The sequence below is a fragment of the Bradyrhizobium sp. 142 genome, from assembly GCF_023074015.1.
Lineage (GTDB): Bacteria > Pseudomonadota > Alphaproteobacteria > Rhizobiales > Xanthobacteraceae > Bradyrhizobium.
In genome coordinates this window covers 20,608-28,497 of sequence record NZ_JADPKQ010000092.1, presented here as the reverse complement: position 1 = coordinate 28,497, position 7,890 = coordinate 20,608, and the positions used below count along the sequence as shown (strand labels likewise).

At 57.9% G+C, this 7,890-nt stretch carries 4 protein-coding genes; 2 read left to right on the top strand and 2 right to left on the bottom strand.

Annotated features, from left to right (window positions below; genetic code table 11):
• The coding region (locus IVA82_RS09535) for an IS701 family transposase (RefSeq protein ID WP_247493280.1) at positions 1-811 on the bottom strand (811 nt) is incomplete at its 3' end.
• A 1,145-nt stretch (positions 812-1,956) separates the two neighbouring features.
• On the opposite strand from IVA82_RS09535, the gene IVA82_RS09530 reads away from it, so the two are divergent.
• Positions 1,957-2,646 carry a methyltransferase gene (locus tag IVA82_RS09530; RefSeq protein WP_247493279.1) on the top strand — a complete coding sequence of 230 codons (690 nt, stop codon included), beginning with the start codon at positions 1,957-1,959 and terminating at the stop codon, positions 2,644-2,646.
• Between the two features lie 2,145 nt (positions 2,647-4,791).
• On the opposite strand, the gene IVA82_RS09525 is transcribed toward IVA82_RS09530, so the two are convergent.
• Positions 4,792-5,073, bottom strand: a complete 282-nt coding sequence (locus IVA82_RS09525) for a helix-turn-helix transcriptional regulator (RefSeq protein ID WP_247493278.1) — start codon at positions 5,071-5,073, stop codon at positions 4,792-4,794.
• Between the two features lie 1,381 nt (positions 5,074-6,454).
• Here IVA82_RS09525 and IVA82_RS09520 point away from each other — a divergent pair.
• Positions 6,455-7,798: an NtaA/DmoA family FMN-dependent monooxygenase gene (locus IVA82_RS09520; RefSeq protein WP_247493277.1), complete on the top strand. Its 1,344-nt coding sequence runs from the start codon at positions 6,455-6,457 to the stop codon at positions 7,796-7,798.
• Positions 7,799-7,890 lie beyond the last annotated feature (92 nt).

Sequence of the window (7,890 nt, the reverse complement as noted above, 5' to 3'; positions counted from 1 at the left end):
GACCCGCCGACAGGCGCTTCCAGTCGGACGGGCGCCGCGTCCGGGCGAGGTCCGCGGCCGTACCGGCGACCGGCGGTCGCTTGCCCCAGGATCGAAACACATGAGCGCTGCTGACCCCAAGCACGTAGCCTTTGCCTGCCCGACGTAGTTGCTGTTCGATGTCGCCAACACCGTAGACCGTATCACCGGCAACCCACTTGAATGGTACAGACGCGGCTATCGCACGTGCGATCATTCTCGTCGCAAGCTTTGGTTTGGTCGCAAAGCCGACATCGGCAGGCACGTAGGCGGCTTCCAGACGATCTGGATCGTCGGTCCATTCCTTCGGAAGATACAACGCGCGATCGATGAACGCATGACCATGACGCGAAACGTAGGTAGCGAAGACGCCGATCTGGCAGTTCGTAATCTTCCCTGCCGAACCAGTGTATTGCCGCGCCACTCCGCACGAGGCCTTACCCTGCTTGAGAAAGCCGGTCTCGTCGATCACCAGCACCGCATCGTCATCCGCCAAATGCTCGATGACATAGTCCCGGACGATGTCGCGCAGGGCATCAGCGTCCCAATCCCCGCGACCCAGGATCGCCTGCTGCCGCCATGGGCCGGGATCGCCAGCCGCCTCCGCGCGCATCCAACCGGTCTTGCGCTGCTCATCTCCGAGCAGACCTTCCAGGAACAGGCCTGCATTCGTCGCCACACGCTCTTGCGTGAACAACGGACGTATCCGCTGCTTGACCTCTCGAAGCGACGCCGCCCACAACGCAAGCGTCTCCTCAACCGACGCGGCCCGCGTCCACGACATTCGAATCATGGTTGCCCATGGATTCATAAGCCCGCAAACAAAGCAACTGTAATGCTAGTGTTCCTGGCACGGCCGTTGCTATTGAGAGGCAGCAACATCGAGTGAGGCTGTGCATTCAGACGTGTCAGACAGACGCTCTCTAACGCCGTGTGTCCATTTCCGAGAGAATAGGCGCGGGAGCAGCCGCGCTATCGTTGGCACTTGCCAGTGGGCTCATCAAGATCGCCGGTTGGGATCGGCCAGCCATGATAAGGGCGGTAAGAAGGGCCGGGAAAAGCATCTTTCCGCTCAAGAGCGGTCTGGGACCGCCAGAGCGGCAGCAGCGGCCTGAAAAAAAGGGCTGATCCCTCAATTTCAAACTGAGACACGGCGTTATCGCTCAACACCGTCAGCGTCCCTGGTGATCGGCGCCGCGAAATGGCGCTGGCGCGACACGGGCACAGTCATCGCACAAGGAAGCCGCTATTGGCGGCCGACTACCGCATCAGCACCGGACATTTTGCACAACGTAGCAGTCGGCGCTGAGGACAGGCATAAGCGAGAATCCGGTCAATGCCCAGAGCCGCACGCGCTGGGCAGCTTTCGGTAACCCGAAAACTGATCAGGTGAGCGCAGTCCGTGCTTCTGTCGGAAACCAAACGTGACAAATGTCAGTAGATCGCCAGCGTGTCTGCAAACGCGACGTTCGGCCGAAAAGTCGCGAGCGATTTCTCTAGTTCGCACTGGCGCAAAGTGGTGCGGCAAGAGGACGATTTCATGTATGGCCTTCGGCACGGCTACCCCTGATACAGGCATATCACGGTGCTCGGCGAGCGAGTGCCGGCATGCCGCAGAGCCTAACCATAGGCTTGCTGCGCTTAGCGTTCCTGGCACGGCCATTGCTATTGAGGGGCAGCAACACCGAGTGAAGCTGTGCATTCAGACGTGTAGACAGATGCTCTCTAAAGTCATGTGCCCATTTCCGAGAAAGCAGGCGCGGGAACAGCCGCGCTATCGTTGGCAGTCGGTTGATGGAGAGCAATATGAGGCCAGCTATCCGGCTTCCCAGCCCACCGCTTGCCGGACGCTGAAGCAGTTCGTCAAGACCGGCCTGCTGGCCGGATTTGTCCCGACGTCTCTCGCGACGTTGTTTTCACCACAAGATGGAGAGTTAGATGAATGCCCCGCTAGGCGTATCTGTAAGGCGCCAAACGACTGACGTAGATGCAATGCTAACCGAACTGCGACTATGCGAGCGCCCGCATGACGTGGAAGTAAGCGGCCTGCCCCTGCACGTCCTGCCTGGTGTTTTGTCACCACGCCTAAGTCACGGTCCCGACGCATTGATGTCGAAGTGGCACATCGAACCTGGCGCGACAGTACTCGATCTCGGATGCGGATCAGGCGTACTAGGGCTTGCAGCGCTCCGTGCCGGCGCAGGCTGTCTAGTGGCACTCGACATAAATCCGCAAGCCGTCCTCACGACGAAGATAAACATCGAGAGATTAGGTTACTCGGACAAAGCCGAGGCGCGCTATAGCGACACCTATTCTGGGCTGCATTCCGGAGAAAAATTTGACATCATTCTCTTTGCCGCCCCCTATTGGAATCGTAAAGCGAAAGACGACCTGGAGCGCTCTTGCTTCGATGAAGATCACAATGTCATGGCCTCGGCTCTCAAAGGTGCGCGCCGCCGCCTAAATGACAAGGGTGTGATGTATGTGCTCTTCTCTGATCAGGGAGATGTCGGGCGCGTCCTGAATTTGATTAATAAGAGTAAGCTGCGCGTCCGAAATATGCATATTTTCCGCCCCTCGATTCCAGAGGGGCACATCCGGATTATTTGGGAACTCACGGTGCAATGAAAGCTCTTGGCTCTCGAGCAGCGTTCTGGCCGAGCATGGGCCCCTAAAGAAGGCCGAGGCACTGCACCGCTCGCTTTTCAAAAATCATAATGCTCGCGGCAGTTTCCCGGCCGACGAGGCGCGCTCAACGTTTCTCTCGCCGTGACCAACCGCGGATCACCGAACCTGTGAAAAGCCCGTTCTGGCGCACCTTCACGTAGGAGGCTATCGATCCACGGTTATCACCGGCGCAGCATCGCGGAGCTCGCACTCACCCTCACCGAAGTTTCGATAAAGACGCGCGCCAAGTAATCCGGAAAGGCTGGGCTCGTCCGTTGCCGCGTACTCAGCATTCAGGAGGACTGCGTCTCTGGTCCATACGGATCGCAGCCTACGTAATGATACGGAGGTCAGCCGTCGCACTTCCTTGATCTTGGAAATGCATCCTCATCTACATGACACCATACAGACCAATCTACGATCCACAACTCTGGCGAGCTCGTGCGCAAGCAACGCGAATCAAAGCGGATTCGCTCGGACCCGGCCAACCCAGGGACAGGCTCCTGAAAGTCGCCGATGAATACGATAAGCTAGCCCAACACGCAGAAAGGGGCGGCGCGCCCAGAACCGACCAAGAGTCAGATTCGTGAACGATTTCTGACCGTTATCCGTTTTCTTGACTAAATGCTCGAGCGGCTCGCTCCGAGCCACGACGAATGTCTCGGCCGATCCCTGGCCAATTGGTTCGGATGGCGGTGGTTCTTCGCCCGCGGATGCCGCGGTCCTCAGCAGAATCAACCGCATCATGCGCGTTGCCGATTCCTTGGGTACGTGCCCACCGGCGCTAATTCCACGGAACGCACACACTTTCGCCGATAACTAATCTCAAAAAGTTGAGCCAACATCAGAAGAGGCAATCAATATTGATTCAAGCGGAAGAAAGCGTGGTCCACCACATGCTCTCATCAATGACAATCAATGCGCTACAGAATCGCGTCGCTCCTACCCAGGAACAGGTGAGGCATCATTTGAAGCTTGCGTACGAAAGAGCGGGGCTCATCCCTACGCTGGCATCTACGATTCGGGTATTGGAGCGTATCTCACGTGAGATCAATCAGGCTGAGACGGTGTTGGAGTTCATCGGCCGAGGCGAGGGGCAACCGCACTGAGTTGGCGAATGAAGCTCCTCGCGCTCCTGGCTATCACGCGATCATAATGACCGAAGGAATCAGGAGGTCAGGTTGAGCTCGACGTCTGACGAGACCATCCCATCATTGATCTCTGCAGCGATGCACAATCATTGTGCCTTATGCCACCGCCCGCTTTCTGAAGGACCTAGGGAGCCGTCGCGAGCGTGGCATCCCTCGGGCGCTAGGCGGCACACGATCGGAACGCGACTTCGACCAGATGCTTTTCCGTGTTCGACTAGCAAATCATAGGAGGCGAGGGAGCGCCTCGCTGTTCTTGATCGGCTTCGAACACTTTGCCATGTTTGCTCACCGACCAAATAAGCGCTGCAGGTGATTTAGAGGTGCAGAGGTGAAGGGGGATGTTGTCCGTAGACATGCCAATCGTCGATTGGCACAACCATAGGCCGAGACCTCACATTCCTGTCCTGCGCTCTAGCCCCCTAAACATTGATGTGGTGCCACACGCATATTGCGAGTAGTGGAGCTTGCGGAGCGTGAAGCGAATTTCGAACTCAATAGGATATCAGGCTAGAACGCGGCCAGGTTTGGAAGTGGTCAAGGGCCATTTGTGCGCGGCCGCCTTGGGCCACCTGCGGCTGCGCCCGGGTGGCGCGGCGAGAGCGGCCTTGTACGGTAGAGCGCTGGCAACTCCGCCATAAGTTGCCTCAGCCATCGGTGGGCGGCGGAATGATGGGTCGATGACGATTGCTGCTGTTGGGAGGTCCTGAATTGTCCGTTGGCTACCCTGGCGACGCCCGGATCCCAACTGAGCCCACGCGAACCGCCTTGCCTCGCGTTGCTTGCGAGTGCGAACAGATTCACGCAGTGGGATTGCGTCGTCAATCCAGCCCGCTGATGTATTGTTGCCGGAGGCCTATGCGAATCTCTCCTGCGTGAAGCCTTTGCGCTTCCGCAGCTTTCGGAATTCCCGTCCAGCAAATTACAATGTTTTCAGCGAACTCATGCGAGCAGAGCGCTATTTCTTCTTGTGATGTGGACGAATCGGCTTGCGACCTTTGCGCAATGTCTTATGGGAGGTTGCTCCTTTGGGCGGTTGGAGAAAGAACTCAGATAAATGGACGCCAAGCGATTTAGCGATCCGATCGAGCAGATCGATTGTTGGATTCGCATCTTGCCTCTCAACAGCGCCCATGTATGAGCGGTCAATGTCCGCATCGTAAGCCAATTGCTCCTGCGGAATACCGAGATCCACGCGGATCCGCCGCACATTCCAGGCCACAAGCGCACGAGCTTTCATGCGCTAAAGCAGCCATTCGGTAGGCCATCAAACCACTGGCTATAACCGGTCTATTGTTTCAAGTTTCGCAAAAGATAGCGAACTCGCCGCGTGAGCTTACATGAAAGAGCCGGCGTTAGACCCAGATGCCGGGCACGCCGCGCCGAATGAGTTGGTGCTGACTTTCTATGACGACCAGCATCTGGACGTATTGGCGACTCCTCGATGCGCAGGCCGATGGCACCAACTGGGAAGAAGTTGCCCGGATTCGTACGTCGGGGCGATCCGGAAAGCGCCTGCAAGGAAGTGGGATTCCGGGCGGCGATCCGCGTCGACCAGAGCAGCGAGGTCGTGTCGCGCGGTTTTGACCTTGACCTGTGGCCTAGCAGCGCGGCGTCACGCTGGTTTTTCATCGGTGGTCAGCGCACTGAGCTGTGGGCATCACGCGCTCTCTGGCCTGACGGAGCATGTCGCCACCTCTGGGCGGGCAAAAACGTGGCCACGTCAGACACCGCGGTGCGCTGGACCGAATAAAGATACGGAACGCATTGCGAGCCACGAGGGTCCGATAGTGCTGCCAGTTCTCACGCAATACATCGCAAAAAGAAGCGCATTCAATCGCATTATTTGATGTTGCCGTCGGATCCATACTGCCCACGCTTGCAACTATTCGCCAGCGTCAAAGTTCTGCTCCACACTGTCGACTCAAATGCAGGTCTCACCATCAGAAGCTTGTGCATCGATGCTGCCGTTACGTTTCGAAGTAAGGATGCGAAAGAACGAAGGTCACAGCATCAGCGCAAGGTCGCGCAACTTGACGGTGCGGCCAATGCGTTCAAATGAATCGAACGAGAGCTCGTGTTAGAAAAGGATACCAACTGGCGGCAGTAGATTGAAATACTCAACTATTGCGTTCAGGTGATCGTCACAGCTACACGTTGTCCTATAACGAGCTACGCTTTCGTTGGCTGCGGAATCCAAGGACACTGTTAGTTATCATGCAATTTGCGATGCAATTGGGAAGCACGGCCTCGCGCACGCAGTTGGTCATCGTCTCTCGCGCGGCATGTGCGTCCCGCAGACTGTTGCTGCGGGCCCTTGAGTGGAAATCCGAACGGAGCGCGCCGCTGCGGAGCCAGATCAGCACCACAATCAGGATCATTCTAGCTTCACCTGATGCCGTCCACCGTGCCAAGCGGCCGAGTATTGGCCAGCACAATGCCCAAAGTCTTGCCTTTAAGGTTGCTGTCTCGAAGCGCGGTAGCTCGCGGCCCTTCTTCCGGCGCACTCTGGCCAAGCCTCCGCCCGGGGGCGAGGTCAGTAGCCGAACAGCGTGATCAACATCAATTTGTCATTGAAGGCGTTGCCGGCAGCTTCGAGGTCGCCGCAGTTCGGAGTATCTATGTCTTCCGTCATCCGCACGCTTCATCTTGGCCTCAATCTTCACGGCGCGGGCGGTCACTCCGCAGCGTGGCGTTGGCCGGGCACCAACCCAAGCGCCTTCTTCGACATCGGGCATTACGTTCGTGCTGCGAAGATTGCCGAGCGTGGCCTGTTGGATGCGGTGTTTTTAGCGGATACCCCCGCGGTGCCCTTCGACATCACTCGGCAGCCGCCACTCAATGGGCTTGAGCCTACGCTTGTGCTTTCCGTAATCGCGCGCGAGACAACGCGCATCGGGCTGATCGCGACGGCGTCGACGACCTACAATGAGCCATACAATCTGGCGCGCCGTTTCCAGTCGCTCGATGTCATTAGTGGCGGCCGAGCGGCCTGGAATGCGGTTACGACATCCAGCCCAGCGACGGTAGCAAACTTTGGTGGTCGCCAGATCGGACGCGAAGAGCGCTACAAGCGCGCCGAGGAGTTCGTTGAAGCCGTCCGTGCTCTCTGGCTGAGCTGGGGGGATGAGACCATCATTGCTGATCAGGCATCTGGAGTTTACGCCAATAACGATCATTTCCGGCTGCTCGATCCCAACAAGAATGCGTTCGCAATCCGAGGCCCGCTCACCCATCCTGGCTCGCGCCAAGGCTATCCCGTCATCGTGCAGGCTGGAGGTTCGGATCCTGGCGTGCGCCTCGCCGCGCGCAGCGCCGATGTCGTTTTTTCCGCAGCCGGCGACTTGACGACGGCTATTCGGGAATCCGAGCGCGTGCGTGCGCTCTCGCGACAATTTGGCCGCGTTGCAACTCCACTCATCCTTCCCGGTCTTGTCACCTTCATCGGCGACACCCAACAAGAGGCACAGCGCCGAAAGAAGGAAATTGACGCGCTGCTTGATCTGAAGCGCGCCATGATCGCTCTCGCACGGGACATGGAAGTGCCGGTCGAGAAACTCAGCCTCGACCAGCCCATTCCCGAAAAACTCTTGCCCGACCCGCAGAATGTACCCTTTTCGGTCGGTCATCACCGCACGATCGAAGCTCTGGCACGCGAAGGCCGCACGGTCCGCGAGATCATCGGCAGCGTTCAAGCCTTTGGTCATCGCTTGGTCGTGGGCGCACCCGAGCAGATTGCCGATTCGATCGAGTCATGGTTCCGCGCTGGCGCAGTTGATGGCTTCAACATCATTCCAGACGTACTGGAAGACGGCGCGGCGTCCTTTGTCGACCATGTCGTGCCGATTCTACAGAGCCGCGGGCTGTTCCGCACTGAATACCAGGGTGAGACGCTGCGCGAGCATCTTGGAATCCCTCATCACGGCGTTCCTGCGGACGAGTTGGCGACTCCGTCGTCCGTGTGACGCTGTTTGTCCGTATTCACTGGAGTTTTGAATATGTCTGTTATCGCACGCACGAGGATTGGGCGTCTCGCCATCCAACCGAACGGTCGAAA

Coding starts and splice junctions, on each gene's coding strand:
- IVA82_RS09525 (WP_247493278.1), bottom strand. CDS start 5,073: ATGAAAGCTCGTGCGCTTGTGGCCTGGAATGTGCGGCGGATCCGCGTG.
- IVA82_RS09530 (WP_247493279.1), top strand. CDS start 1,957: ATGAATGCCCCGCTAGGCGTATCTGTAAGGCGCCAAACGACTGACGTA.
- IVA82_RS09520 (WP_247493277.1), top strand. CDS start 6,455: ATGTCTTCCGTCATCCGCACGCTTCATCTTGGCCTCAATCTTCACGGC.